At 32.4% G+C, this 882-nt stretch carries 1 protein-coding gene and 2 pseudogenes; all 3 read right to left on the bottom strand.

Annotation, left to right across the window (positions count from 1 at the left end; all coding sequences use genetic code 11):
* Positions 1-327 (bottom strand): annotated as a pseudogene (locus tag BD31_RS09260) (DNA repair protein); the annotation flags it as partial.
* 37 nt (positions 328-364) lie between these two features.
* Complete coding sequence (locus BD31_RS09265) at positions 365-565, bottom strand: hypothetical protein (protein WP_008301638.1); 201 nt, start codon at positions 563-565, stop codon at positions 365-367.
* A gap of 2 nt (positions 566-567) precedes the next feature.
* Positions 568-882 (bottom strand): annotated as a pseudogene (locus BD31_RS09270) (lysine--tRNA ligase); the annotation flags it as partial.

The following is an 882-nucleotide window of genomic DNA, read 5'->3' on the forward strand; positions in this document are numbered from 1 at the left end:
GTTAAACTGTTCTATTATTTTTGAATCCTTGATTTGTTTGGTATTCTTTATTTTTTCACTTATTTCCTTATATTCTCGTTGAACAATATCCAAATCCATCTTTTTTTGATTGAATTCTTTTTTTACCAACATTAGACTGCTGACTGTGGAATCGTATTCTTCTTTTACAGTATTGATCTTTTCTGTAATCTCATTTAGATCTTCTTGTTTTGCTCTGAATTCTTTTTGTAGATTTTCTACTTCATCTTCAAGCTCATTTTTTAGAATAAACTCCTCGCTTTTTTCAGAAATTTTTCCCTCTTCTTTTTTCTTTCCAAACAACCCCATGTTTCTATCCGCCTTTTCCCAAAAGATGAACCTTTCTTTATTCTTGCTTTACCCGTGCTCTAAAAAATTTCAAATAAAATCCAATTCCCCCTATTATTATCCCACCAAACAATGCTATCGTGCCTAATTCACGCATGTCTGCGTAAATGTTTGGGGCAAGAAATAGCAATAATGCCCCAAAAATTATCATTGCAAAACTCCCATTGTTTCTTGCTTTGTTGTGTTCTCCGTGAACCATATCTATGTGTACTCTGATAATTTTTGTGCTACTTGCTTTCTTCCGATATCTGATATGAACGGTCCAATCTTTGGTCCTCTTGATGTCCCAAGAATAATTTGGTATAATACCATAAAGAAATTTTTTGGTTGAATATCGTTTGATTTGGCAATTTGGTAAATTGTGTTTTGAATGTCTTCTGGTTCTTCATTTGCATTTAGTGCGTCTACTAGGATTTTCAATGCCTTTTTTTCATTGTCTTGTAAATCAACTTGAATTTTTTCTTGCTGGTTAAATTCATCTGAAAATCTTCCAGCAAGTTTAATGAGATCTGCAAT

This window comes from Candidatus Nitrosopumilus salarius BD31 (genome assembly GCF_000242875.2).
Classification (GTDB): domain Archaea; phylum Thermoproteota; class Nitrososphaeria; order Nitrososphaerales; family Nitrosopumilaceae; genus Nitrosopumilus; species Nitrosopumilus salarius.

Coding starts and splice junctions, on each gene's coding strand:
- BD31_RS09265 (WP_008301638.1), bottom strand. CDS start 565: ATGGTTCACGGAGAACACAACAAAGCAAGAAACAATGGGAGTTTTGCA.